General features: G+C 37.4%; 24 protein-coding genes. All 24 read left to right on the forward strand.

The features are described from left to right. Positions 1 to 30: 30 nt before the first annotated feature. Complete coding sequence (locus I586_RS08850; protein WP_010765483.1) at positions 31 to 612, forward strand: nucleoside-triphosphatase; 582 nt, start codon at positions 31 to 33, stop codon at positions 610 to 612. Positions 613 to 664: 52 nt separating this feature from the next. After that, on the forward strand, positions 665 to 1,051 hold the full coding sequence (locus tag I586_RS08855) for a winged helix-turn-helix domain-containing protein (RefSeq protein ID WP_010765482.1): 387 nt from the start codon (positions 665 to 667) through the stop codon (positions 1,049 to 1,051). After that, a complete protein-coding gene (locus tag I586_RS08860) occupies positions 1,048 to 2,061 on the forward strand; it encodes an XdhC family protein (protein ID WP_010765481.1) in 1,014 nt (337 codons plus the stop codon). Before I586_RS08855 ends, I586_RS08860 begins: the two co-directional genes overlap by 4 nt. An 11-nt stretch (positions 2,062 to 2,072) precedes the next feature. After that, positions 2,073 to 3,104, forward strand: coding sequence for a FecCD family ABC transporter permease (locus tag I586_RS08865; RefSeq protein WP_010765480.1), 1,032 nt, complete (start codon positions 2,073 to 2,075; stop codon positions 3,102 to 3,104). A 12-nt stretch (positions 3,105 to 3,116) separates the two neighbouring features. After that, positions 3,117 to 3,890: an ABC transporter ATP-binding protein gene (locus I586_RS08870; protein WP_010765479.1), complete on the forward strand. Its 774-nt coding sequence runs from the start codon at positions 3,117 to 3,119 to the stop codon at positions 3,888 to 3,890. Positions 3,891 to 3,910: 20 nt separating this feature from the next. Then, positions 3,911 to 5,023, forward strand: coding sequence for an ABC transporter substrate-binding protein (locus I586_RS08875; RefSeq protein ID WP_010765478.1), 1,113 nt, complete (start codon positions 3,911 to 3,913; stop codon positions 5,021 to 5,023). Positions 5,024 to 5,049: 26 nt separating this feature from the next. Further along, complete coding sequence (locus I586_RS08880; RefSeq protein ID WP_010765477.1) at positions 5,050 to 6,219, forward strand: double-cubane-cluster-containing anaerobic reductase; 1,170 nt, start codon at positions 5,050 to 5,052, stop codon at positions 6,217 to 6,219. Then, positions 6,216 to 6,962, forward strand: a complete 747-nt coding sequence (locus I586_RS08885) for an acyl-CoA dehydratase activase (protein ID WP_010765476.1) — start codon at positions 6,216 to 6,218, stop codon at positions 6,960 to 6,962. The genes I586_RS08880 and I586_RS08885 overlap by 4 nt, the downstream gene beginning before the upstream one ends. Before the next feature lie 113 nt (positions 6,963 to 7,075). Continuing rightward, positions 7,076 to 9,652 (forward strand): selenium-dependent xanthine dehydrogenase, encoded by a 2,577-nt coding sequence (xdh, locus tag I586_RS08890; protein WP_010765475.1) that lies wholly within the window; start codon positions 7,076 to 7,078, stop codon positions 9,650 to 9,652. 193 nt (positions 9,653 to 9,845) lie between these two features. Next, on the forward strand, positions 9,846 to 10,433 hold the full coding sequence (locus tag I586_RS08895) for an NTP transferase domain-containing protein (RefSeq protein ID WP_010765474.1): 588 nt from the start codon (positions 9,846 to 9,848) through the stop codon (positions 10,431 to 10,433). Between the two features lie 14 nt (positions 10,434 to 10,447). Then, positions 10,448 to 11,599 carry a selenocysteine lyase SclA gene (gene sclA / locus I586_RS08900; protein WP_010765473.1) on the forward strand — a complete coding sequence of 384 codons (1,152 nt, stop codon included), beginning with the start codon at positions 10,448 to 10,450 and terminating at the stop codon, positions 11,597 to 11,599. 18 nt (positions 11,600 to 11,617) lie between these two features. Next, the gene (gene selD, locus I586_RS08905; RefSeq protein WP_010765472.1) at positions 11,618 to 12,640 is read left to right on the forward strand and encodes a selenide, water dikinase SelD; all 1,023 of its coding nucleotides are present in this window, start codon (positions 11,618 to 11,620) and stop codon (positions 12,638 to 12,640) included. 16 nt (positions 12,641 to 12,656) lie between these two features. Continuing rightward, complete coding sequence (gene yedF, locus I586_RS08910) at positions 12,657 to 13,247, forward strand: sulfurtransferase-like selenium metabolism protein YedF (RefSeq protein ID WP_010765471.1); 591 nt, start codon at positions 12,657 to 12,659, stop codon at positions 13,245 to 13,247. 15 nt (positions 13,248 to 13,262) lie between these two features. Further along, positions 13,263 to 13,520 carry a putative Se/S carrier protein gene (locus tag I586_RS08915; protein ID WP_010765470.1) on the forward strand — a complete coding sequence of 86 codons (258 nt, stop codon included), beginning with the start codon at positions 13,263 to 13,265 and terminating at the stop codon, positions 13,518 to 13,520. Further along, positions 13,508 to 14,239 (forward strand): selenium cofactor biosynthesis protein YqeC, encoded by a 732-nt coding sequence (yqeC, locus tag I586_RS08920; protein ID WP_010765469.1) that lies wholly within the window; start codon positions 13,508 to 13,510, stop codon positions 14,237 to 14,239. The genes I586_RS08915 and yqeC overlap by 13 nt, the downstream gene beginning before the upstream one ends. Further along, positions 14,227 to 15,057 (forward strand): selenium-dependent molybdenum cofactor biosynthesis protein YqeB, encoded by an 831-nt coding sequence (gene yqeB / locus I586_RS08925; protein ID WP_010765468.1) that lies wholly within the window; start codon positions 14,227 to 14,229, stop codon positions 15,055 to 15,057. The genes yqeC and yqeB overlap by 13 nt, the downstream gene beginning before the upstream one ends. A gap of 293 nt (positions 15,058 to 15,350) precedes the next feature. Further along, positions 15,351 to 15,794, forward strand: a complete 444-nt coding sequence (locus I586_RS08930; protein WP_010765467.1) for a flavodoxin — start codon at positions 15,351 to 15,353, stop codon at positions 15,792 to 15,794. A 64-nt stretch (positions 15,795 to 15,858) separates the two neighbouring features. Beyond that, positions 15,859 to 16,698 (forward strand): sulfide/dihydroorotate dehydrogenase-like FAD/NAD-binding protein, encoded by an 840-nt coding sequence (locus I586_RS08935; RefSeq protein ID WP_010765466.1) that lies wholly within the window; start codon positions 15,859 to 15,861, stop codon positions 16,696 to 16,698. After that, positions 16,691 to 18,118 carry an NADPH-dependent glutamate synthase gene (gene gltA / locus I586_RS08940; RefSeq protein WP_010765465.1) on the forward strand — a complete coding sequence of 476 codons (1,428 nt, stop codon included), beginning with the start codon at positions 16,691 to 16,693 and terminating at the stop codon, positions 18,116 to 18,118. Before I586_RS08935 ends, gltA begins: the two co-directional genes overlap by 8 nt. A gap of 22 nt (positions 18,119 to 18,140) precedes the next feature. Then, the gene (nifJ, locus tag I586_RS08945) at positions 18,141 to 21,680 is read left to right on the forward strand and encodes a pyruvate:ferredoxin (flavodoxin) oxidoreductase (RefSeq protein ID WP_010765464.1); all 3,540 of its coding nucleotides are present in this window, start codon (positions 18,141 to 18,143) and stop codon (positions 21,678 to 21,680) included. Positions 21,681 to 21,854: 174 nt separating this feature from the next. Further along, a complete protein-coding gene (locus I586_RS08950; RefSeq protein ID WP_010765463.1) occupies positions 21,855 to 22,577 on the forward strand; it encodes a response regulator transcription factor in 723 nt (240 codons plus the stop codon). Further along, positions 22,565 to 23,518, forward strand: a complete 954-nt coding sequence (locus I586_RS08955; RefSeq protein ID WP_010765462.1) for a sensor histidine kinase — start codon at positions 22,565 to 22,567, stop codon at positions 23,516 to 23,518. Before I586_RS08950 ends, I586_RS08955 begins: the two co-directional genes overlap by 13 nt. A gap of 221 nt (positions 23,519 to 23,739) precedes the next feature. Then, positions 23,740 to 24,660 carry an ATP-binding cassette domain-containing protein gene (locus I586_RS08960; protein WP_010765461.1) on the forward strand — a complete coding sequence of 307 codons (921 nt, stop codon included), beginning with the start codon at positions 23,740 to 23,742 and terminating at the stop codon, positions 24,658 to 24,660. After that, positions 24,657 to 25,361, forward strand: a complete 705-nt coding sequence (locus tag I586_RS08965; protein WP_010765460.1) for an ABC transporter permease — start codon at positions 24,657 to 24,659, stop codon at positions 25,359 to 25,361. Before I586_RS08960 ends, I586_RS08965 begins: the two co-directional genes overlap by 4 nt. Positions 25,362 to 25,403 lie beyond the last annotated feature (42 nt).

A 25,403-nucleotide genomic window follows, 5' to 3' on the forward strand; every position in this document is an offset into this window, starting at 1 on the left:
AGAACTAATTTGATTGAAGGAAAATAGCGAATGAATAATTTTTTTCTAGAAGGAAACAAATTTATCGGAAAGTCTACTTTATTACGAGAAGCAATTCGTGCAACAAATAGTTCCGTTAGTGGTTTTTATGTGGAACGTAACGTCAATAGCAAAGGTCAAATCATTGGGTTTGAATTAAGAGATGCGAAAGAATTGATTCAGGAGAAACCGAATAAAACACCTAATTTGGATCATCTATTTATCCAAACAAAAAATGGAAAACAAACGAGAAACTTAAATGTGTTCGACACATTTGGTAAGAGATTAGTAGAAGAAGCAAAGAATAGCCAGGCAGATGTTATCTTGTTGGATGAAATTGGTGGGATTGAGTTATTATCAAAACCATTTACAACAGCACTTTCACTATTGATCCAACAACCGAGAAAGGTTATAGGTGTCTATAAATCAGAATCCAATTATCAAAAACAACATATGCGTCAATCATTTGAAGTGGAACATCAGAGAAAAGTACTAAGACAAACAATTCTAAAAGATGAAGGACAGCTAGTAGCGCTTAATCGGGAAAATTATTTTTCTGTCAAAAAACAGCTGATTGAATTTTTGAAGAAATGATTTTTTTTAGCATACGTTATCTTTTCTGAGTATAACGAAAGGAGGTTTTAGTATGAAGGGGCAAGAAGCATTTAATTACACACTTAATTTAAAATTACGGACAAATCGAATCTTTTTTGGACCAGGAGTTGTTGAATTACTTCAACGTATTACTCAAACAGGTTCACTAAATACAGCGGCAAAACAGATGCGTATGTCTTACAACAAGGCGTGGCGGATGATCAAAAAAGCGGAAGAAGAGCTAGGGTATCCACTGGTCAACAAAAGTGTAGGAGGTAGCAATGGCGGCGGCTCGACTGTTACAGAACAAGGCAAACAGTTAACAGCGAAATTTCTGCTTTTTCAAAAAAAGACCTATCAAATCACCAACCACTATTTTTCAGAAATTTTTAGTGATGAATTAAATTCAAAGGACACAAAGTTGGAGGAAAGAGAATGAAAGAACTTTTTCTACAAATCATTAAAGCAATCAGACAAAAAGAAGATACCGTTTTAGTTACCGTCATCGAAAGTTCAGGGTCAACACCCAGAGGTGCAGGTGCACAAATGCTAGTTGGAAAATCAGGGCGAATCAATGGCACAATTGGCGGTGGTGCAGTTGAGTTTCGTGGAGAAAAAATTGCAAAAGAAATCGTAAAAAGTCACCTATCTAGAACCGAAAAATTTATTTTAGCGCCAAATGATGTAGCAGATTTGGGCATGATTTGTGGTGGAGATGTAGAACTTTTTTTTCAATACCTATCTTGGCAAGATGCCAATGTTCAGGAAATTTGTGGCGAAATCATTCGACATTTTGAATGCAATCAGCAATGTTGGCTGATCATGGAAGTCAATGCTGAAGGAGTTAATGATTTTGGTTTATACAGCCAAAAAAACGGATTACTTGGAGATATACCAGCTGAACTAGAAAAGATGCAATTTAAGACAGGCTTGTCAAAAGCAGTTGTTGATGGAAAAGTTTATTCAATAGCGTCATTGCTGCAAACAGGAAAAGTTTTTGTATTTGGCGGCGGTCATGTTGCCCAAGCCGTGATTCCTATTTTGAAAACGTTGGATTTTTACTGTGTTGTTTTAGATGATCGTGAACATTTTCTAACAGAATCTATTTTTCCAGATGCAGATCAGCGGATGGTCATTGATTTGGGGAATATTGATGCCTCAATCCAAATAACCGAAGCAGATTATGCAATTGTGATGACGCGTGGACATCAGTTTGATTTTCTTTTGGCCAAGCAACTATTGAACACACCTGCCCACTACATTGGGGTAATGGGAAGTAAACAAAAGATAGCGACACAGATCAGGAAGTTGAAAGAGTGCAGCTTTTCAATGTCGGATATAGCACGTATCAACATGCCGATCGGCTTAAAAATAAAAGCAGAAACACCAGCAGAACTTGCCATCAGTGTTGCTGGAGAGTTAATTGAAAAACGAGCAACAGCAAAATAGGAGTGGAGTTAATGAGGGACAGACAGTGGGTGAATAAACGGAAGAAAATGATTGTGTTAGGATCGATTTTCTTGTTTTTGCTTGTTTTTATCATCTCCTTCTTTTTAGGCAAGTTTCCAATTACGAGTGGAGAGTTCTTTCGAGCGATTCTAAATAAGATCATTCCATTGGAGCAAACCTGGAGTAGTCAAGTTGAGACCATTTTGTTTAAGATTCGTTTTCCACGAATCGTTATGGCGGCAGTGATTGGTGGTGGCATATCTGTGGCCGGTGCAACGTATCAAGCACTTTTTCAAAACCCCATGATTTCACAAGATATTTTGGGTGCTTCACAAGGTGCTGCTTTTGGTGCTGCAATTGGATTGTTTTTCGCTTTTACCTATGAACAAGTGATTGCATTATCCTTTATTTTTGGTTTATTAGCAGTGGGAGCAGTCCTTTTACTGAGTAAGTTTTTACGAACAGACTCTGTTTTGAATATGGTTTTGATTGGAATGATGGTGGGTTCGCTCTTTTCTTCGGCGGTTTCCTTTTTGAAATTAGTCGGAGATCCAACGAATACACTGCCAGCAATCACCTATTGGCTAATGGGAAGCTTGTCCTCAATAAAAATGCAAAACGTTGTGTTTGCGGCCCCATTGATTTTAGTTGGAATGATCCCAATATTTCTGTTGCGGTGGCGATTGAACGTTCTTTCTTTAGGTGAAGAAGAAGCCCAGAGTTTAGGTGTGAATAGTCGTGTTTTACGAGTGATTTTAATTATGGCGGCGACGCTGATTACAGCAAGTGCGGTATCAGTCAGTGGCTTGATTGGTTGGGTGGGATTAGTTGTACCACATTTTTCAAGACTGTTAGTTGGAAATGACTACCGCTATAGTATTCCAGTAACCGCACTATTAGGCGGGACTTTTCTATTATTTGTAGATGATTTTTCCCGGCTGATTTCTACGAGTGAGATACCGATAGGGATTTTGACCTCATTTATTGGTGCGCCAATATTTTTGTTATTGATTGCTAAAAATAATCGCTCGAGTCGAGAATGAGGAGGAGTTTCAATGTTGGAAGTAGCCGATTTAACGTTTGCTTATAAACAACAAAATATACTACAAAATATCTCATTCAAACTAGGATATGGACAATCTGTTTTTGTATTGGGGAAAAACGGTGTAGGGAAAAGCACGCTATTTAAATGTTTATTACGGCTGCTGAAGCCACGCACAGGAAGCATTAAAATCAATGACCAATCAATTCAAATGTGTTCACGAAATGAACTGTCTCAGTTGATTTCCTATATTCCGCAAAATCAGCGGGGGACCTTTCATTTCACTGTTTTTGAAATGGTTCTAATGGGAACTACAGCTAGATTAAAAAACTATCAACAACCTGGCAAAATTGAAAATGAACTAGCAGAATCAGCATTAAAGGCACTAAATATTTCTCATTTAAAGAATCGCTCGTATTCAGAAATAAGCGGTGGAGAGCAACAGCTTGTCATTATTGCGCGATCGGTAGCCCAGCAAAGTAAAATCATTATCATGGATGAACCTTGCGCAAATCTTGATTATGGTAATCAAATTATGGTTTTGGAAATGATTCAAAAACTTGCAGAAGAAGGCTATTTGATTATTCAAGCGACCCATGATCCAAACCATGCTTTACAGTACGCTGATTATGTTTTGATTTTACAAGAAGGATGCTTGTTACAAGGTGAGCCGAAAAAAATCTTAACAAGTCAACAATTAGAGGCCATCTATCATGTGCCGATTACTGTGCATCAACTGAATTCATCTGAACAAAGCATCTGTTTACCAAAAAAAAAAGTTTATTAAACTAGAAAGGATGAAACAAAATGAAAAGAAAACCAAGTTTGGTTTTGCTAGTAGGAATAATGATTCTAACGCTAGTTGGGTGTTCAAACAATCCTAAAAAAACAAACGAAACAGGACAAACACAAATCACAGTCGATTCGATAAAAAAACAGGAGGCAGAGAAACGGACATTTATTGATTCAGCTGGACGTGAAGTCCTAGTCCCAAACCAAATCAAAAAAATTGCACCGTCAGGTCCGTTGGCACAAATCGTTTTGTATACGAGCTCTCCAAATCTATTAGTTGGTTTAGCAAGTCCATTTTCAACTGAAGCAAAGGAATATATCGATAAAAAATATCAAGATTTACCAGAATTTGGCCAGTTCTACGGCAAAAATGCTAGTTTAAACATGGAGGCACTCAGTGCAGCTGAACCCGACGTGATTATCGATATTGGTGAAGCTAAAAAAACAGTTAAAGAAGATATGGATAAATTGCAAGATCAAATCGATATTCCAACCATTTTCATTGAAGCCAATTTAAAAAACATGCCTGAAACCTATAAAAAATTAGGGGAGTTACTAGGAAATACTAAAGAAACCGAAAAACTTGCTGAATATTGTCAAAATGTACTAACACAAGCAGATAACGTTCGTTCGTCACTCAAAGAATCTGAACAAAAAAGTATCTACTATGCATCAGGCAACGCAGGGTTAAATACAAATGCTGAAGGCTCATTTCATGCCCAAGTGATTGATGAAATTGGTGCTAAAAATGCGGCTACAGGAGTGGATAGTGTATCAAAAGGAGGCGGCACGGTTATTTCAATGGAACAATTAGTCCAATGGCAACCAGATTATATTCTAGCCGAATCAAAAGATGTTTATGAACAAATCAAAACAGATGAATCCTGGCAAGAACTTACGGCTGTTAAAGAAGGGCATGTTTATCAAGTGCCGACAGTTCCCTACAATTTTATGGGATCACCGCCATCCGTAAACAGAATCATAGGCATTCAGTGGCTAGGCCAATTGGTTTACCCAGATCACTACAAGCTAAGTAGCGAAGAAGCAATCAAAGAATTTTACACCCTGTTCTATCATATAGAACCAACAGCAGCTCAAATGAAAGAAATTCTAACAAATGCAGGCTAAATCAAACCACTATTGGGAGGTATTTTATGAAAATCAAAACAGAACTACCAGAGATATTTACAGAATTTGACGAAGCTAGACGTCAGGGGTTTATTCAAGTCAAAGAATTAAAAGAGCAAGGTGTACCCGTTGTGGGCGTGTATTGCACGTTTATGCCAGAAGAAATCGTATTAGCAGCCGAGGCAGTTCAAATCAGCCTTTGTTCTACATCAGATGAAACCATTTCAGCAGCTGAAGAAGATCTGCCCAGAAATCTTTGTCCATTGATCAAATCAAGTTATGGGTTTGGAAAAACAGATAAATGTCCTTTTTTCTATTTTTCTGATTTAGTGGTAGGGGAAACCACATGTGATGGCAAGAAAAAAATGTACGAATATATGGAAGAATTCAAACCACTGTATCTAATGAACTTACCTAATGCACGAAATTCAAACGCGGCATTCGGGTTATGGAAAGATGAAATTCTTCGTTTTAAAGAAAAACTAGAAACATTTCTGGACGTAACGATTACTGAAGAAGGAATCAAAAAAGCCATTCATTTAAAGAATCGAGAAAGAACTGCTAGGAAAAACTTTTATGGGTTAGGCAAATTGAATCCACCAGCAATCGAAGGTTCAGAAATCTTCAAAGTCATGTATGGTGCTAATTATACCTTTGATAAAGAAAGTTTGATTCAAAGACTAGACGAAACAACGGAAAAAATCCTTGCTCGATATCCTGAAAAACAGGAGCTAGCTGGCAAACCTAGAATTTTGATTACAGGTTCACCAACGGGTGGGGTAACTGAAAAAGTGATTCGGGCAATCGAAGAAAATGGAGGTACAATTGTTGGATTTGAAAATTGTACAGTCGCGAAAGCTGTTGAACGTTTAGTGGATGAAGAAAATGAAGATGTTTATGAAGCCTTAGCGGAAAAATATATCGATATCGGTTGCGCATGCATGTCGAATAACACAAGTCGTTTTGATTTATTGGGCCAAATGATTGAAGACTATCAGGTAGATGGCGTGTTAGACATGGTGTTACAATCATGCCATCCCTATTCGATCGAAGCATTGAAAGTTAGACGATTTTGTCAGACAGAAAAAAATATTCCTTATTTATATTTAGAAACGGATTATTCTACCGCTGACATTGAGCAGATCAATACACGAGTGACCGCTTTTATTGAAATGTTGGAGGATCGATCATCATGAACGTCATTGGACTTGATAGTGGCTCAACGACAACGAAAGGCATTCTTTTAGAACAAGGACAGCTTACAAAAAAATCGTTGGTATTGACATCAGGTGATCCAAGACGAGCGGCGGAACAAGTGATAATGGAATTAAGCGATGGCCAAAAACACAAAATCATTGCAACAGGTTATGGTCGGAAAATAGTAAATGCAGATAAAGCTGTTACAGAAATAACGTGCCATGCAAAAGGCGCATCATATCTTAGTCCTGGTATTCAAAATGTACTTGATATTGGTGGTCAAGATAGTAAAGTGATCAAAATGAATGGGAAAGGGCATGTTTTGGATTTTAATATGAATGACAAATGTGCTGCCGGGACTGGGCGATTTGTTGAAGTGCTGATGCGAACCTTAGGAGAAGAAATCGAGTATATTGATGAGTTTGTTGCATCAGCTGAGCCTATAAAAATCAACAGCATGTGTACTGTATTTGCAGAATCAGAAGTCATCAGCCTAATTGGAAAAGGAGAAAAAAGAGAAAATATTGCCTTAGGTGTGCTGCATTCCATTGCTGCTCGTATCGGCAATCAACATAGACAAATCAATCCTGATCAAGGCCCAATTTTTTTTTCAGGTGGTCTATCTCACAGTAAGAAAATGGCAGAACTAGTTGCTGACTATACAAAAAAAGAAGTATACTATGATCAAATACTTTCTCAATATGCAGGTGCAATTGGAGCAGCATTGATTGGTCGTCAATAAAAATAAACAAAAAATATTTTTTTGCTAAATAATAATTTTTAGACTGAAATTTTATGGTATAATCATAGTGATTAAAAGCTATACTTATAACAGAAATTGAGGTGTAAAGAAAAATGTATTCATTAGTAGTAAATGGTAAGACAGAAACCTGCAATGCAAATAAGAAATTGATGGATTTTTTAAGGGAAGATTTAAGGTTGACAGGAACAAAAGATGGTTGCAATCAGGGCTCTTGTGGTGCTTGTTCGGTGTTGGTAAATGGAAGGGTTTCCAAAGCGTGTTTATTTAATTTAGAGAAGTTAGAGGGAAAAGAAATTGTTACGATTGAAGGGTTAGATTCGCGTCAAAAAGACGTTTTTGCGTATGCGTTTGCTAAAACAGGTGCGGTTCAATGTGGGTATTGTATTCCAGGGATCGTTATTTCGGCGTATGGATTACTGAATAAAAAGGCAGAACCAAGCGATGAAGAGGTAAGAAAAGCAATCCGTGGTAATATCTGTCGTTGTACAGGCTATGTAAAAATTGTGGAAGCAATTCAATTAGCTGCTAAAATGTTTCGTGAAGAGTTGAGCATTCCAGAGGAACGGTCAAACGGAAAATTAGGCGAAGATTTTAAACGAGTTGACGCAGTTGAAAAAACGTTGGGAACTGGTTTATATGTTGATGATATCACTGTGGAAGGAATGCTTCATGCTTCAGCGGTTCGTAGTGAGTACCCAAGAGCAAAAGTGCTAAAAATCGATACAAGTAAAGCCATAGCACATCCAGAATGTGTTGCTGTATTAACCTCTAAAGATGTTCCAGGAAATAATAAAATCGGTCATTTAGAATTCATCTCTGATTGGGATGTCATGATACCAGAAGGGGAAATCACACGTTATGTTGGTGATGCCATTGCTTTAGTTGTATCAAATGACAAAGAAGCATTGACAGAAATCAAAGAATTAGTAGAAGTCACGTATGAAGAATTGACACCAATGACTTCATGTGAGGCGGCTTTAGTAGCGGATGCGCCACTAATTCATGAGAAAGGAAATATTTTATCTCACGAACATCTTATTCGTGGTAATGCAGATGAGCAGTTAGCTGCATCTGAGCATATCGTAACCCAACACTATTCGGTTCCAATCAACGAACATGCTTTTATGGAACCAGAGTGTGCTATTGCGATGCCAGAAGGTGAGTCAGGAATTTTACTTTATAGCGCAGGGCAAAGTATTTATGATGAACAACGTGAAGTGGCTCGTATGTTAGGGGTTGAAAAGGAACAGGTACATGTTCAAGCCAAATTAGTTGGTGGTGGTTTTGGTGGAAAAGAAGATATGAGTGTGCAACATCATGCAGCCCTTGCCGCTTGGTGTTTACAAAAACCAGTAAAAGTGTTGCTTAGTCGTCAAGAAAGCTTGATGATTCATCCGAAACGACATGGTATGGAAATGGACTTCACGACAGGTTGCGATGCTGAAGGCAATTTAACCGCTATGAAAGCTGTGATTTATGCTGATACGGGAGCATACGCTTCTTTAGGTGGACCTGTTCTTCAAAGAGCTTGTACACACGCAGCGGGGCCATACAAGTATCAACATATTGATGTAGAAGGATTTGCTGTTTATACGAACAATCCACCATCAGGGGCATTTAGAGGATTTGGTGTGTGTCAAACTGCCTTTGCCATTGAAAGCAACCTGAACTTATTAGCAGAAAAAGTCGGTATCTCACAATGGGATATCCGTTATAAAAACGCCGTTGGTCCAGGTGATTCATTGCCGAATGGCCAATTAGTCTCAAAAAATGCTGCATTGAAAGAAACACTTCTTGCTGTTAAAGAGGCCTATGAAGCAGCCGAAATTGCAGGTATCTCTTGTTTCTTTAAAAACAGCGGGATTGGTGTGGGGTTATCTGATGTTGGTCGCTGTATTGTTTCAGTTGAAGAAGGAAAAGTGCATGTTAGAACCAGTGCGGCTTGTATTGGGCAAGGAATGGCGACGGTTACGACTCAAGTTGCCTGTGAAACGTTAGATTTACCACCAGAAATGATTATTGCTGAGGCACCAGATACTCGTAGAACGCCTGATTCTGGTACAACAACAGCTTCTAGGCAGTCTTTATTTACAGGGGAAGCAACAAGAAGAGCCGCAATGCAATTACGTTATGAACTGGATATGGGACGGGCTTTATCTGATTTAGAAGGGCAAGAATTTTATGGAGAGTATTCTGCTAAAACAGATCCTTTGATCAACGATAAAAAAAGTCCAGTCAGTCATGCTGGCTATGGTTACGCCTCAGAAGTTGCGATTTTAGATGAAAAAGGGAAAGTCGAAAAATTTGTAGCAGCCTATGATATGGGGCAAGTCGTTAATCCCAAAGCCGCTGAAGGACAAATTGAAGGCGGAATCGTTATGGGAATGGGCTATGCTTTAACAGAGAAGTTTGTTTTAGAAGAGGGCTATGTGAAAGCAAAATATGCAACATTAGGGTTACTCAATGCAGCGCAAGTACCACCAATCGAAACGATTTTAGTACAAGCTGAAAATATTCATGATGGCCTTGCTTATGGGATTAAAGGTGTGGGTGAATTAGCAACGATCCCAACGGCACCAGCATTAGCAGGCGCCTACTATGCATTAGATGGAAAACTTAGACCGACATTACCAATGGAAGATACGTTCTACCAAAAAAAGAAAAAATAATTAAATGATTTTATAAGGTACTTGAAAAGACGACACACAATGGCGAAAGAAAAGGTTGGGACAGAAGCTTATTTCTAAAGGCGTTACTTCTACCCCGCCGTTTATTCGGATTTCTTGAGACTGGGGTGTGACTCGTAGAGTTATATCCCAGTCTTTTTATTTAATGATCGAATAGAACAAAAGGAGCACACAAATGATAAAAATAAGTGCAATCATTATGGCTTCAGGCTCTTCTTCAAGAATGGGGAAGAATAAACTATTTTTAGACTATCAAGGAATTACTTTTCTTGAACATATAGTAACTCTCACAGAAAAAATCGCTTTTTTTGAACGAATCTTAGTCATCTCACCTGAAAATTTACAGGGATTAAAATTACCTAGAGAAGTGAAAATTATTCAGAATACGGAAGCTGCAAAAGGTCAAAGCACAAGTGTGCGCTTAGGCACAAAAGCTGCAAGCGGTGAGGGCTATCTGTATCTTACTGTTGATCAACCTTTACTGAATCAAGCATTACTTGAATCCCTTTTTTTGGCCTATTCAAAAGAGACGATTGCTTTTCCAGTCAATCAATTGGGAGAACCCTGTAGCCCAATATTCTTTGGTAACACATTTCGATCAGAATTATTAAAGGTCACTGGGGAAAGCGGAGGTCGCGCAGTACGCAATAAACATCCTGAAGCTTGGCGAGAAATTAGAGTGAAAGATCCTGAATGTTTGATCGATATTGATACGCCAAAGGAATACAAACAATTGATCAATCAAGGCTTTTTAGACACATAAGAAAGGACTAAGAAATGAAACAGCCAGTCTATTTGAATCATGCTGCAACCTCAAATCATAAATTTAAAAAAACGGTTCAAACGTTGTGTCAGTATTTAGAAGAAAATAATACGATAAACGCAAATCGCGGGTTTCAAAATAGGGACGAACTTAATTTGATTTTTGAAGCACGCCAAGCGTTAGCAGATTTTTTCCATGGACCAGATGCTGCACATGTTCTATTTACAGCAAATGCGACAACATCACTTAATATGATCTTAAATGGACTATTGAGAGCAGGGGATCATGTGTTGACGACAGAAGTAGAACATAATGCGGTTGCAAGACCGCTTCATCTATTGGAAACTCAACAGAATGTTTCAGTAACCTATTTACACTGCGAACCAGATGGAACCCTTGACCCTAAACAAATAGATGCACTCATTCGACCAGAAACAAAAGTACTTGTGATGTCCCATGCTTCCAATGTATTAGGCACGATTTTACCTGTAAGAGAATGTTTCCAGTTAGCGAAATCTTATGGAATCATTACTGTTTTAGATAGTGCGCAAACAGCGGGTTTTTTACCCATTGATATGGAGGCAATGTCGATTGACGTTTTGGCTTTTACAGGACACAAAAGTTTAATGGGACTGGCTGGAATTGGCGGCTTCGTGTTAGCAAAAAATATGGAAAAGAAAATCAGCCCTTGGATGAGTGGTGGAACAGGAAGTGCCTCACTATCTTTTGAGCAACCGACTTTTTTGCCCGATAAATTTGAACCAGGTACGATGAATACAATGGGGATTCTAAGCTTGAAGAGCTCACTGAACTCTATAAATCAACTTGGATTAGAAAAGATAAGGACACATGAACGTGCCTTGACGAAACGTTTTTTAAAGGGTCTAGAAGAACTACCTGTAAGAGTTTTAGGATGTAGGGAGGCAATAGAAAGAGTACCAGTCGTTTCTATTACAGCAACAGCGTTTGATTCAGGGGAACTTGCTCAGCAATTATTTGACGAGTATCAAATCATTACACGCTCTGGACTGCATTGTTCACCACTCGCACATCAAACGGCAGGAACAGTAAAATCAGGTGCTGTTCGGTTTAGTTTTGGCTGGAATACAACAATGGATGAAATCGATTATACCTTGAAAGCATTGAAAGAAGTTTTGTCGGAATAGATGTGAAGGAGAAAATCAATGGGCTTTTTATCACAATGTACATCTGGCGGTTGCGGAGCCAAGATTGGTCCAAACGAATTAGCTGGATTTTTAACCAATTTACCCAAATTTTCTGATGAAAAACTAGTAGTAGATTTCGAGGCATCTGATGATGCAGCGGTTTATCAATTATCAGAAGAACTTGCTTTGATTTCAACAGTAGATTTTTTTTCGCCAATGGTAGAAGATCCTCGTACTTTTGGTCGAATCGCTGCTGCAAATGCAATGAGCGATGTTTATGCAATGGGAGGAAAAGTGTTGTTTGCACTAAATTTAGTTTGTTTTCCAGAAAAAATGGAGAAACAAAAGCTTTCCGAGATTTTGGTTGGCGGAGCAGAAAAACTGAAAGAAGCAAATGCTTCATTGGCTGGCGGTCATTCGATCTATGATCATGAGCCTAAATATGGTTTAGCAGTAACTGGACAAGTGGATCCGCAAAAAATCATTCATAACAATACGCCAAAAGTTGGGGATGTCTTGATTCTTACGAAAGCACTAGGCGTCGGACTTATTCAATCAGCTGTTAGAGGTGGACTCTCAAGTAAAAAAGCAGAAAGTGCTGCAGTTGCATCTATGGAACGTCTAAATAAATATGCTGCCGAAAAGATGGCGTATTTCCCAGTCCACGCGTGCACCGATGTTACAGGGTTTGGCTTATTGGTTCATGCGTTAGAGATGGCAGGAGAAAACGTAACACTGATCATTGGTACAGAACAATTACCGCTATTACCTGAAGCATATCATTATGCAGAGGAGTTTTTAGCCACTGCTGCGGGTCAACGAAATCGTCAATTTATCGATCAAAAAATCGATTTAACGTCTACAACACCTGCATTTCAAGAAATTCTTTTTGATCCACAAACTTCTGGCGGTCTGTTGATCAGTGTTGCAGCAGAAAAAGCGCTGGCTTGTCTTGAAGCAATTCAAAAGGATGACCCAGTTGCAGCAATTATTGGAGAGGTATGTGTAAAAGAATCAGATCAGTCAATTATTCTTGTTTAAGAAAGAAGGAACTGTCATGAAAAAAATCAATGCGTTAGGAAAACCCTGTCCAATTCCAGTTATCGAGGCAAAAAAAGCGATTCGTGAATTAAAAAATGCTGGAGGAACGGTTGAAATAATCGTTGATAATGAAGTATCAGTGAAAAATATCGAAAAAATGGCTGTAGGTCTTGGGCTGAAAACATCGAGTAAAAAAGGTGGAAAAGAGGAATTTTTTGTTGAAATCATTGTTCCAGAAAACCATAATCAACAAACCTCGGCTACACCAGATAGCGAATTAGTCGTGGCCTTTGGCAGAAAAACGATGGGCGATGGTGATCCTGATCTAGGTGCAATATTATTGAAAAGTTACATTTATTCTTTGACAGAACTAGATACACCTCCTGAACATCTTTTGTTTTTCAATAGTGGGGCATTTTTAACCAATCAAGCATCTAACGCATTAAATGATTTACAAATTCTACTAGAAAAAGGAACACAAATCAGTACGTGTGGTGCATGTTTGGATTTTTATCAAATCAAAGAAACGTTAGCAATCGGTGAAATCACAAATATGTATGGAATCACAGAGGTAATGGCGCAAGCGAAAAAGGTCATTAATTTCTAAAAATGAGGTGATAGTGTGGAGTATCTGTTTACGTTTCAAAATACCCATTATGCAGTTCAAAGTGAAAAATTATTACTTGCCAAAGAAATACCTGTCTCTGTAATGGCATTGCCAACTAGCATAGGGGATTTTTGCGGAATTTGTTTAAGAGTAACAAAAGAAGAGTTTGAAAGTGGGCGAAAGTCTTTAGTAGAAGCGCAAATACCGATTGAAGGAATCTTCCGAATTGAAGGCAATCATTCTGAAAGGAAGTATGTCCCATGGACTCTTTGATCGATTGTTTTGATTTTCAAGGAAAGCAAGTGATATCACTGATCGGAAGTGGTGGTAAAACAAGTTTGATGTGGTATCTTGCGGACTTTTATCACGATCAAAATGTATTGATCAGTACCACCACGAAAATTGGCTACCCTATTGATCGTCCATATGATTTTTTTTATAGTAATGATTTTTCAACTTTAGGTAGAGATGGGCAAGGAATCACGTTAGCTGGATGTCTTGCTGCTGACGGGCACAAGTTAAGTTCGTTGCCGCTTTCTGTTTTTGAAGAATCACTTCATTATTTTGATAAAGCATTTATAGAAGCAGATGGTTCCAAGCAATTACCGTTAAAAGGCTGGGAAACATTTGAGCCTGTTATTTTACCAGAAACGACCGCTACGATTGGCTTGATTCCAATCTCAGTTATAGGAAAATACATCGATCAGATGACGGTTCATCGGCTACCACTTTTTATACGAGCTACTGGTGCGGTTCAAGGCGAACAAATTCAAGAGAAAACGCTCGCTGAAATTATTTCCAGTCCAACAGGATTATGGTCAAAAAGTCATGGTCAACGGATATTGTGTATCAATCAAGTCCAAACGACAGACCAATTAAGACAGGCAAAAAAAGTGTTGTCTTTACTACCACATATGTTGTTAAAACGGTTAAGTAAAGTCATTGCTTGTAATATTCAAACGGAGGAAGGAATCGTCTTATGGGAAAAATAAAACAACCGATTTCTGAGACAATCATAGCTGTACGAGGCGGAGGGGATCTGGCTACAGGAGTGATTCAGAAGTTAGTTCATGCAGGATTTAAAGTCGTTATTTTAGAAACGGCTAAACCATTGGCAATTCGCCGAACTGTGGCCTTATGTTCTGCTATTTTTCAAGGAACACAACAAGTGGAGGACTTAAAAGCAGTCTTAGTTTCCTCTGTAGCAGATTGTGACACATGTTGGGAAGATAACCAGATTCCTGTATTGATCGATGCTGAGGCAAAATCATTATCTGAATTGAATCCCACCGTTCTAGTTGATGCTATTTTAGCCAAAAAAAACAAAGGGACAAACAAAGAAATGGCGCCAATTACGATTGCTTTGGGACCCGGTTTTACTGCACCTAAAGATGTCAATGCAGTAGTTGAAACAATGAGAGGACATTATTTGGGTCGACTATATTTTGATGGATCTGCTATCCCAAATACAGGAATACCAGGAGAAATTGGTGGGAAAAGTGCTGAACGGGTGATTCATTCCCCTGCATTTGGAAAGGTTCAGCATATAAAAAAAATCGGGGATGTCGTAAAAAAAGGAGAAATCCTCTTTTATGTGGGAGAAACGGCTGTAAAATCACCATTAGATGGCGTCTTGAGAGGCATGATTTCAGATAAAGTTGTATGTCAAGAAGGCTTGAAATGTGGAGATGTTGATCCTCGACCTGTTGAACAAGTCGATTGTTATACAATATCTGATAAAGCTAGAGCTTTAGGAGGAGCAGTGTTAGAAGCTGTTCTTTGGTTAGGTCGAGAAAAAGAGAAATTTTAACGGAAGTAAAACAAGTGGCTAAAAATTATTTTTTTTACCTAAAAAATATTGTTTTAGAGGTTGAGGTTATGGTATAGTATAAGGGAAGAAATTGCATGATTCTGATTTAAAAAAAGAAAGCGTTTTAGTCATTTTTTGTAATATGTGAAAAAGGTAATTTGAACAAGATATCTTTAACAGGTACTACAGCTACATAGTTTTGTTTATATTAAGTATAAAAAGATGAAAAGGGTTACAACCTAACTTTTTAGACTTTAAAATATTTTATAAAAAAGCTGAGAGGATGAGTAAATATGGCACTAGTAAAAATCATTTATGCAAGTATGACAGGAAACACAGAGGAAATTTCAGAAATAATAGAAAGTACCGTTCAAGAAGCTGGTTTTGATGTAGAAAGAGAAGAGTGTTCAGAAGTTGATATTGACTTTTTTGATGATGCAGATGCGTGTGTGATCGCCACCTATACTTATGGTGATGGTGAACTACCATTTGAATTTGAAGATTTCTATGATGAACTAGAAGACAAAGATCTAACTGGTAAAATTTTTGGTGTTGTAGGTTCTGGCGATCGTGAATACGGCGACCTTTTCTGTAAATCTGCACACGACTTTGTGGAAGCTTTAGAAAAATCAGGGGCTAAAAAAGTTGCCGAAACCGTAGAAATTGAAAATAACGCTGAAGATGAAGATGTGGAAGCATTGAAAAAATTTGTGAAAGAATTAACGGCTGGTTTATAACGTTAAGCTAAGATCATATGAAAGAAGGAAAGATGAATGAACCCATTCATTAACGGTACTCCATATGTATAAGATAACGAAAAATGAGCAACTCTCCGAAAATGAATATGATTTTTGGATCGAAGCGCCTCGAATCGCAGCGAAAGCAAAGCCGGGACAATTTGTAATTTTGCGGATAAATGAAATTGGTGAACGAATCCCACTAACGATTGCAGATGCTGACTCATCTAGCGGTAAGATTCGCTTAGTTTTTCAAGTCATTGGGAAAACAACAGCTGAACTTGGAAGACTAACTGCTGGAGATTCTATCTTAGATCTAACTGGACCGCTCGGTATGCCAACAGAAATAAAAAATTACGGTACAGTAATGATTGTAGGTGGTGGCGTAGGAATTGCTGCAATACTTCCGATTGTTAAAGGTTTAAAATTGGCTGGCAATCGAGTCATTACAATTCTTGGAGCCAAAACTGCGGAACTTGTGATTCTTCAAGAAGAATGTCGTAACTATTCTGATGAACTGATTATCACAACCGATGATGGCTCACTGGGGATGAAAGGACTTGTAACGGAAGCTATGGAACAAGTCATTGCAAAAGAGACAATAAACTGTAGTTGGGCGATCGGCCCAAGTATGATGATGAAATTTTGTACCTTGACTGCAACGAAACATGAACTACCGATTTATGTTTCATTGAATCCTATCATGATCGATGGAACAGGAATGTGTGGCGGCTGTCGTGTAACAATTGATGGCAGTATGAAATTTGCTTGTGTCGATGGTCCTGAATTTAAAGGAACAGAGGTCAATTGGGATGAATTTATTAGTCGCATGAGACAATATAAGACAGAAGAGGAAAACTGTTTAACGGATTATCAAAAAGCGCAGGTGAAAAATCATGGTTAGAAGAAGTAGAACCAAAACCCCTATCGCTGAACAAAATCCAGCAATCCGTAAGTCTAATTTTGACGAAGTATGTTTGGGCTATACGATTGAAGAAGGACAAGCAGAAGCAACTCGTTGTCTCCAATGTAAAGATGCACCTTGTATTGCCAGCTGTCCTGTGATGATCGATATTCCTGGATTTATCCTTTCAATTAAAGAAGGAAATATGCAAGAAGCAGCGGATATTTTAGGGAAATACACGAATCTTCCTGCGATTTGTGGTAGAGTTTGTCCGCAAGAAAAGCAGTGTGAACAAGTTTGTAAACTAGGGATGGCTAAAAATTTTGAGCCAGTGGCAATTGGAAAATTAGAACGACTAGTTGCTGATTGGGCTTTAGAAAATCAAGACTTTTCTAAACTACGTCAACCTAATACACCTAAAATCGGTCGAATCGCTGTCATTGGTTCAGGACCTTCTGGTTTAACGGTAGCGGGTGATTTAGCGAAAATGAATTATGACGTTATCGTATATGAAGCACTCCATGATTCAGGTGGCGTATTAACCTATGGTATTCCAGAATTTAGATTACCTAAACGAATCGTAAAAAAGGAAATCGAAAGCATCGAAGCCTTAGGTGTCAAAATCGAGACGAACGTAGTGATTGGGAAAACGATCACTATGGATGAGATCATAGAAGAATTTGATGCCTGTTATATTTCTGTCGGAGCAGGAGCACCTAATTTTATGGGGATTCCTGGAACAGCATTGAACGGTGTTTATTCTTCTAGTGAATATTTAACACGAATCAATTTGATGCATAGCTATGAGTTTCCTAAATACGATACACCGATCAAGCAATCGAAACATGTAGTTGTCATTGGTGGCGGAAATGTTGCAATGGATGCAGCACGATCTGCTAAACGTTTAGGTGCTGAGCATGTCAGTATTGTTTATCGCAGGTCACTAGAAGAGTTACCAGCACGAATCGAGGAGTACCACCATTCTGTTGAAGAAGATATTGCCTATCATTGGTTAACAAATCCAATCGAATATATAAGCAATGATACAGGTGATTTAACTGGTGTGAAATGTGTCAAAATGGCACTTGGTGAACAAGACGAATCTGGAAGACGTCGCCCAGTCCCAATCAAAAACAGTGAATTTATTATCGAAGCTGACACAGTGATCGAAGCAATCGGTCAAGGGTCCAATAAAGTGTTGCTATCCACTTTCCCAGAACTTAAATTAACCAAATGGGGTTACATTGAGGCGGATCCAAAAACGGGAGAAACGTCAATTCCCGGCGTCTTTGCCGGCGGAGATATCGTTACAGGCGCAGCAACAGTGATTTTGGCAATGGGTGCCGGAAAAGTCGCTGCTGTGGAAATCGACAAGTATGTGCGAGAAAAGAGCCAAACGCCCGTAACAACAAAAGTCTGAGGAAAGATAAAAGGTGAGAAAAATGAAAACAACAAAGACAATGGACGGAAATACAGCAGCAGCATATATTTCCTATGCATTTACAGAAGTAGCAGCAATTTATCCTATCACACCAAGCTCAACAATGGCCGAGTTAGTGGATGAATGGGCTGAAAATGGACTAAAAAATATTTATGGACAAAAAGTTCAAGTAATTGAAATGCAATCAGAAGCAGGCGCGGCTGGTGTTGTCCATGGGTCATTAAAAACAGGCGCATTAACAACGACCTATACAGCATCACAAGGGTTGTTATTAATGATTCCAAATATGTACAAAATCGCTGGTGAATTATTGCCAGGCGTTTTCCATGTAGCAGCTAGAGCAATCACGACAAGTGCTTTGAGTATTTTCGGAGATCATGGAGATGTTATGGCTACCCGTCAAACAGGTTTTTGTATGTTGGCAGAATCCAGTGTTCAAGAAGTAATGGATCTTTCTGCAGTGGCACATTTAGCCAGTGTCGAAGGAAGTTTACCTTTCGTCAACTTTTTTGATGGGTTTAGAACCAGTCATGAACTGCAAAAAATCGAAGTACTTGATTATGCTGATTTAAAAGGAATGCTTGATCAAGACGCAGTAGATCGGTTTAGAAATAGAGGGATGAATCCAAATCATCCAACTGTCTCTGGAACAGCTCAAAACCCAGATATCCATTTCCAACAAAGAGAAACAGTCAATGCAAATTACGAAGCGATGCCAAGAATTGTGCAAAAATATATGAATCAAATCAATGAAATACGCGGAACTAATTATGATTTGACGGATTATTATGGTGCAGAAGATGCAACAGAAGTCATTATCTCGATGGGGTCAGCGTCACCCGTTATTCAACAAACGGTGGATTTTTTAACTAAACAAGGTCGAAAAGTTGGGTTGATCAATATTCATTTGTACCGCCCTTTCCCAACAGAAAATCTACTTGAAAAATTACCAAAAACGGTAGAAAAAGTCGCTGTTTTAGACAGAACTAAAGAAGCAGGAGCAGATGGAGAACCATTGCTTTTAGATGTTCAAAGTGCCTTATATCAACATGAAAATCGCCCAATCGTAATTGGTGGTCGTTATGGTTTAGGTTCAAAAGATGTGACACCTAATCAAATTAAAGCAGTCTATGATCATCTATTATTACCCTTTGCTGATTTGAAACAACGTTTTACAATTGGGATTGTGGATGATGTAACCTATCGTTCGTTACCTCAAGGAGAAGTATTAGATTTAACGCCAAACGCAACTTTCCAAGCCAAATTCTGGGGCTTTGGATCAGACGGAACCGTTGGTGCGAATAAACAAGCAATTAAAATCATCGGTGATAACACTGATTTATACGCTCAAGCATACTTTAGCTATGATTCAAAAAAATCAGGTGGTTTGACTCTTTCTCACTTACGATTTGGAGAAGAACCAATCACCTCCACCTATCTAGTGGAACAAGCAGACTTGATTGCCTGTCATAATGCATCATATATTCATAATTATGATTTATTAAAGGGACTAAAAGATGGTGGCACGTTCTTACTGAATACTATTTGGGATAAAGAAAAAGTCTATCGCTTACTCCCTGCAAAGCTAAAAAAATACATTGCGGAACATAAGATCCAATTTTATATCATCAATGCCGTTGAACTAGCACGAGAAGTTGGATTAGGTCGCAGGATCAATACTGTCATGTCGACCGCATTCTTTGAAGTAACGGATATCATGACTCGTGAAGAGTATATGCCACTGTTAAAAGCTGAAGTTCAAAAAACGTATGGCAGAAAATCAAAGGAAATCGTAGAGAAAAACTTCCAAGCCATTGATCGAACATTTGATTCTCTTCAAAAAATCGAAGTTCCATCCGAATGGGCAAGTATCGTTATTGAACCAGATAAAAAGGATGAATCATTACCAAAATATGTTACCAATATTCTACAACCAATCAATCGCCAAGAAGGAAATGAGTTGACTGTGGGCGATTTGATTGATAATGGAATGAAAACTGGCGAAATGCCAATGGGGACAGCGGCCTATGAAAAACGTGGAATCGCGCTAGAAGTTCCGGAATGGCAGATGGATAAATGTACTATGTGTAATGAATGTGCATTTGTTTGTCCGCATGCTGCGATTCGTCCATTCTTAGCAGATGAAACTGAAATGGAAGAAGCACCAGAAGGGTTTGTCGCTAGAGAAATGCGTGGTGCAGATGGGTTAATGTATCGTATTCAAGTCTCTTTAGAAGACTGTACAGGTTGTGGTTTATGTGTTCAAGCTTGTCCAGTGAAAGAAAAAGCTATTTTGATGAAGCCATACGAAGAACAAAAAGAACAAGCCATCAACTGGGCTTTTGCAATGACATTACAACAAAAAGAAAACCCAGTCAGAAAATTATCTGTAAAAGGCTCACAGTTCAACCAACCATTAATGGAATTCTCAGGAGCATGTGAAGGCTGTGGCGAAACACCGTATATCAAGTTACTGACACAATTATTTGGTGATCGAATGATGATGGCAAATGCTACTGGATGTTCTTCTATTTGGGGAGGCTCTTCTCCTGTAACACCTTACACTACAAATGAATGTGGACAAGGTCCAGCCTGGAGTAATTCACTATTTGAAGATAATGCTGAATATGGCTATGGTATGTATGTTGCAAATAAAACAAAACGTCAATATTTAGCCGATCAAGTGCAAGAATCTGTGGCTAAAAACCTAGGGTCCAACGAACTTCAAGCATTGTTACAGGATTGGTTGGAGCACTACCTAGAAGGGGATGGAACACAACAGCGGGCAACCAAATTAGCGGCTGCTTTGAGCGAAGAATATCAAACAGATCCACTGTTGGAGCAAATTTATAAACAAAGTGATTTATTGGTAAAAACAAGTCAATGGATCGTTGGCGGTGACGGTTGGGCATATGATATTGGCTTTAGCGGAATCGACCATGTTTTAGCAAGTGGTGAAGATGTGAACATTTTTGTTATGGATAATGAGGTCTACGCCAATACTGGTGGCCAAACATCTAAAGCAACACCTGCTGCGGCTATTGCAAAATTCTCTGCCGGAGGGAAACAAACCTCTAAAAAAGATTTAGGAATGATGGCGATGACTTATGGCAATGTTTATGTGGCTCAAATCGCTTTAGGTGCTAATTCAATGCAAACGATCAAAGCAATCGATGAAGCGGAACGTTATCCTGGACCATCATTGATCATTGGTTATACGCCTTGTATCAATCATGGTGTTAAAGGTGGGATGATTGAAACACTGTCCTTAGCGAAAGAAGCCGTAGAGTCTGGTTATTGGCAGCTGTATCGCTATAATCCGCAATTGATTGAAAAAGGCAAAGATCCAATGGTTATCGACTATAAAAAAGCTGATTTCTCTAAAATGCGTGATTTCCTTGAAAAACAAACCCGTTTCTCTGCACTTCATACAATTAAAGACGATCAAGAAGTCGTTGAAGATCTTTTAACGAAAACAAAAGATGATGCAGAAGACCGTTCAGAAAATTATGTGAAATTAGTGAGTCAAATCAAAAAATAGTACACAAAAAAGAAGAGGTTGGCAAAACGGATTTTTCGTTTTGTCCAACCCTTTTCTTTTTTATTCGAAGTTAGCAATCATTGAACAAAAAAATTACATTGAATGATTGAATAAAAACTGCTAAGCTTTTTGAAAGACCAATTTTTACTATAGTGTAGTTGGAAAGGAAATAAAATGAATCATAAGATAATTGTTGTTGAAGATGAAAAAGATATCCAAATATTGATCAAAGAAACGATGGAACAACAAGGATATAAAGTATTAACTGCTGATGATGGAGAACAAGCGAGCATATTAATGGATGACCTTGCTGCAATTGATTTAATCATACTTGATCTGATGTTGCCAAAAATTGATGGGCTGACAGTATTAAAAAAAATCAGAAGTCTTAGTAGCATCCCTGTTTTGATTTTGTCAGCAAAAGATGGTGAGTATGAGAAAATTTTAGGCCTAGAGTTTGGTGCAGATGATTATTTAACAAAACCATTTTCTTTGTTGGAATTACAAGCACGAGTAAAAGCCTTGTTGAGAAGAAACAACGAATACCAAACACAAGGAAAAACAGAAGAAACGGAAAAAATAATCACAGTTGGTGAATTGACGATTGAGCCAGATAATTTTTTGGTGAAAAAGAATAACTTAATCGTGAACCTAACATCAAAAGAATTTCAAATATTAAATTTGTTTGTTTCTAATCCGAAAAAAGTGTATACAAAAGTTCAACTGTACCAAGAAATCTGGAATGATGAATTTATTCATGATGAAAATGTTATGAATGTTCATATTCGTAGATTAAGAAAGAAAATTGAAGATGCCCCTTCAAATCCAATCTATATAAAAACTGTTTGGGGAATAGGCTATAAATTAGGAGTTGAACCTCAAGAATGCAGCAAATAATAGGATTGTTTTTAATTTGTCTAGTTGGTTTAGTCTGCTTTTTTTTATTTTTGAAAAATAGGGCATTAAGGCAACAGGTGAGACAAATTACGAATGCGTTGTCTAGTCAATTAGACGATGATAAAAAAAAGAAGATTCAACTTTTTTCAAATGAGATAGCTATTCAAGAATTATTAGTACAAATCAATCAAGTAATTGATGAGCAACAATCACTAATGATCAATCAATCCAATCAAAATAGAAGTAGCAAAAAAATGTTATCCAATATCTCACATGATTTAAAAACACCCTTGACTGTTATTTTAGGCTATTCAGAAATGCTTTTATCAGATGAGCAACTAACAAAAAATAGTTTAGTAAAGGAACGAATCGAGCGAATCAAAAAACAAGCCGAGAGTGTATTGAATACAATCAATGAGTTTTTTGATTTAGCTAAGCTAGAATCTAATGAATATCTATTGAAAAAAGAAAAAATAGATTTGGCTGAACTCTGTCGAAATGAAATCCTTACCTATTTTGACACATTAGAAAGCGCTCAAACAGAAGTTGTAGTGGATATTAGTGAGACACCAATACATATAGTGGGTGATCAGGAAGCCCTTAAAAGGATTCTTTCGAATTTACTAAGTAATGCGATACGATATGGTAATGAAGGACACTATTTGAAATTGAATGTTTGGGCTGAAAGTCAAACTGGATATTTAGAAGTTACTGACAAAGGACGAGGAATTCTAGAAGAAAATAAAGAAAAAATTTTTGAACGACTATTTACGTTGAATGACTCCAGAAATAAAAATTATCAAGGTAGTGGATTAGGCTTGACGATTACAAAGCAACTAGTAAACGCGATGTCTGGTACAATCAATCTTTATAGTAAGCCATATCAAAAAACAACTTTTACCGTTACTTTTCCCTTAGAAAAAGAACGAAAAAGCAATTAAGAAAGCAAAATTTAGTTTCATGAACAATTAAGAGTTCCCTTGAATAGATTATTTATGAGAAAAGCAAGATCTGAAAAGGTTTTGTTTTACTCATTTTTTTATTTGTACAGTAAAAATTTATAAAGTAAGATTTTATTTCGATAAAAGTAAGAAAAAAGTCATAAACAATCTGAAAAGTTCAGTAGAATAAGGATATAACATAAAAGGAAAGAGGTTTAAAGATGGAAAAAGCAATAGAGTTGAGAGAGGTTAGCAAGTCAATAGGCAATCAAGAAATTTTGCATAATGTTTCAATGACTATAAAAAAAGGAAGTATCTATGGTTTTTTAGGACCGAATGGTTCAGGGAAAACGACAGTGATGAAGACGATCTTAAATTTAATCAAATCAGATTCTGGCGTTGTAAAAATTTTGGATCAAGTAATTGAGTTAACTTCATATAAATACTTGCAATCAATTGGCAGCATCATTGAATATCCAGTATTTTATGACAATTTATCGGCTTGGAAAAATTTAGAATTACACTGTGAATATAGTGGTTACTATGACAAAGAACAAATTCATAAAGTACTTAAAATCGTTGGGTTAAAAGACATTGAAAAAAAGAAAGTAAAAGAGTTTTCTCTAGGAATGAAACAACGTTTAGGAATCGCTCGTGCGCTAATAACTGAACCTCAAATATTAATATTAGATGAGCCTATAAATGGGTTAGATCCTTTTGGAATTCGTGAAGTTAGAGAGCTATTGGTGAAAATCAATAAAGAATTAGGGATAACGATCTTGATATCCAGCCACATCATTTCGGAAATAGAATCAATCTCAGATACGATTGGATTTATCAAAGAGGGACGAATGGTAAGAGAAGTTGAAAGAACGTTATTAGAACAAGAAAATCTTCAATATACTGAACTGACAGTCAGCGATGTAAAAGGAGCAGCTCAGGTATTAGATGAAAAATTGTCTATAAAAAACTTTAAAGTAATTTCAGAATCTCAGATTAGAATATATGAGCAAAAATTTGATGCAAAAGATATCAATAGAGAGTTAATTCTACACGGTGTAGATATTTTGGCGGTTGATCAACAGTCCAATACACTAGAAGAATACTTTATGGAATTAATGAGCGAGGGGGAAAAGTCATGATTAAATTAATGAAATTGGAAAAAGTAAAGGTAAACTTTATGAAGTATATATTAAGTTCAGTTATTATTACTGCATTTATTATCATAATGATCGCAACGATGGGGATTTTTGTAGAGGATGGAGAAGCTGCATTTAAAAATGTTGCAGAATTACTTCTGGCGGGCGATTTATTTATTCGAGTGTCGTTTACTATTTTAGCGGGCATTTTATTAGCACAAGTCATTATCAAAGAATTTGAAAGAGATACAATTAAAATTCTATTCTCCTATCCGATTTCTAGAAAAAAAATTATGTTGGCAAAATTGCTGGTAGTATTTGTTTTGACATTGGTTTTAACATTATTTTCGGAAGTGTTATTTATTAGCGTGATTACACTGTTAAATAATCACCTTCAGATTACGGAAGACATCATCACTTTTTCTATGATTAAAAGCTATCTAATCAAAACTGCTTTGTTTAGCGGCGTGACAACAGCTTGCATTGGACTCATTCCATTGTACTTTGGAATGTTGAAAAAGTCTGTGATTGTAACCATTACTTCGTCTGTAGTTATTAGTCTGTTTTTAAACGGTAATGTTGGTGGAGACGGTATTAGCTCAAATGCTTTTTCAATCCCTTTGGTTCCAATTATTTTATGTATTATCAGCATTTTAATGGCTTACCTTTCCTTTTTTAAGATTGATCGAAAAGATATTCTTTAAATAGATCTATTAGTCAAAGTCTTAATCAATAACGCTCTATAA

Source organism: Enterococcus moraviensis ATCC BAA-383 (genome assembly GCF_000407445.1).
GTDB classification, from domain to species: Bacteria; Bacillota; Bacilli; order Lactobacillales; family Enterococcaceae; genus Enterococcus_L; species Enterococcus_L moraviensis.

Bases quoted from the DNA above. Each gene is read 5' to 3' on its own strand.
- I586_RS08850 (WP_010765483.1), top strand. From the start codon at position 31: ATGAATAATTTTTTTCTAGAAGGAAACAAATTTATCGGAAAGTCTACT.
- I586_RS08855 (WP_010765482.1), top strand. From the start codon at position 665: ATGAAGGGGCAAGAAGCATTTAATTACACACTTAATTTAAAATTACGG.
- I586_RS08860 (WP_010765481.1), top strand. From the start codon at position 1,048: ATGAAAGAACTTTTTCTACAAATCATTAAAGCAATCAGACAAAAAGAA.
- I586_RS08865 (WP_010765480.1), top strand. From the start codon at position 2,073: ATGAGGGACAGACAGTGGGTGAATAAACGGAAGAAAATGATTGTGTTA.
- I586_RS08870 (WP_010765479.1), top strand. From the start codon at position 3,117: ATGTTGGAAGTAGCCGATTTAACGTTTGCTTATAAACAACAAAATATA.
- I586_RS08875 (WP_010765478.1), top strand. From the start codon at position 3,911: ATGAAAAGAAAACCAAGTTTGGTTTTGCTAGTAGGAATAATGATTCTA.
- I586_RS08880 (WP_010765477.1), top strand. From the start codon at position 5,050: ATGAAAATCAAAACAGAACTACCAGAGATATTTACAGAATTTGACGAA.
- I586_RS08885 (WP_010765476.1), top strand. From the start codon at position 6,216: ATGAACGTCATTGGACTTGATAGTGGCTCAACGACAACGAAAGGCATT.
- xdh (WP_010765475.1), top strand. From the start codon at position 7,076: ATGTATTCATTAGTAGTAAATGGTAAGACAGAAACCTGCAATGCAAAT.
- I586_RS08895 (WP_010765474.1), top strand. From the start codon at position 9,846: ATGATAAAAATAAGTGCAATCATTATGGCTTCAGGCTCTTCTTCAAGA.
- sclA (WP_010765473.1), top strand. From the start codon at position 10,448: ATGAAACAGCCAGTCTATTTGAATCATGCTGCAACCTCAAATCATAAA.
- selD (WP_010765472.1), top strand. From the start codon at position 11,618: ATGGGCTTTTTATCACAATGTACATCTGGCGGTTGCGGAGCCAAGATT.
- yedF (WP_010765471.1), top strand. From the start codon at position 12,657: ATGAAAAAAATCAATGCGTTAGGAAAACCCTGTCCAATTCCAGTTATC.
- yqeC (WP_010765469.1), top strand. From the start codon at position 13,508: ATGGACTCTTTGATCGATTGTTTTGATTTTCAAGGAAAGCAAGTGATA.
- yqeB (WP_010765468.1), top strand. From the start codon at position 14,227: ATGGGAAAAATAAAACAACCGATTTCTGAGACAATCATAGCTGTACGA.
- I586_RS08930 (WP_010765467.1), top strand. From the start codon at position 15,351: ATGGCACTAGTAAAAATCATTTATGCAAGTATGACAGGAAACACAGAG.
- I586_RS08935 (WP_010765466.1), top strand. From the start codon at position 15,859: ATGTATAAGATAACGAAAAATGAGCAACTCTCCGAAAATGAATATGAT.
- gltA (WP_010765465.1), top strand. From the start codon at position 16,691: ATGGTTAGAAGAAGTAGAACCAAAACCCCTATCGCTGAACAAAATCCA.
- nifJ (WP_010765464.1), top strand. From the start codon at position 18,141: ATGAAAACAACAAAGACAATGGACGGAAATACAGCAGCAGCATATATT.
- I586_RS08950 (WP_010765463.1), top strand. From the start codon at position 21,855: ATGAATCATAAGATAATTGTTGTTGAAGATGAAAAAGATATCCAAATA.
- I586_RS08955 (WP_010765462.1), top strand. From the start codon at position 22,565: ATGCAGCAAATAATAGGATTGTTTTTAATTTGTCTAGTTGGTTTAGTC.
- I586_RS08960 (WP_010765461.1), top strand. From the start codon at position 23,740: ATGGAAAAAGCAATAGAGTTGAGAGAGGTTAGCAAGTCAATAGGCAAT.
- I586_RS08965 (WP_010765460.1), top strand. From the start codon at position 24,657: ATGATTAAATTAATGAAATTGGAAAAAGTAAAGGTAAACTTTATGAAG.